1 pseudogene is annotated in these 365 nt (G+C 71.2%); it reads right to left on the bottom strand.

The features are described from left to right. Positions 1-75 precede the first annotated feature (75 nt). Positions 76-365: pseudogene (locus MKK75_RS32155) on the bottom strand (ATP-binding cassette domain-containing protein); the annotation flags it as partial.

Raw genomic sequence — 365 nt, 5'->3', positions numbered from 1 at the left:
TCAAGACGCACGGGGCGCTCGGCAACATCGCGGCTGAAGAACGTTCGGTGGCCGACGCGGTCGCCCGCGCGGTCAGACGGGCAGGCGGCTCGGCCCCGCGTGCCGGTACGACGTGACGGAGGAGAAGGACGCGTCGACGTGTTCCGGCAGGATGCCCTGCGAGGGCTCATCCAGCATCAGCAGGCGCGGCCGGGTCATCAGGGCGCGGCCGATGGCCAACAGCTGCTGCTCGCCACCGGAGAGAGTCGCGGCCTGCTGCGGCAGCCGCTCCTTCAGCCGAGGGAAGATCGCGAAGACCCGTTCCAGCGGCGCCTCGCGGTCGGCCCTGCTCCGATGCAGGTAGCTGCCGAGCCGCAGATTGTCGG

This window comes from Methylobacterium sp. J-030, assembly GCF_022829545.1.
Classification (GTDB): Bacteria; Pseudomonadota; Alphaproteobacteria; order Rhizobiales; family Beijerinckiaceae; genus Methylobacterium.
Note: the sequence above shows the minus strand (reverse complement) of the source record. Positions and strands in the feature narration are given on the sequence as shown.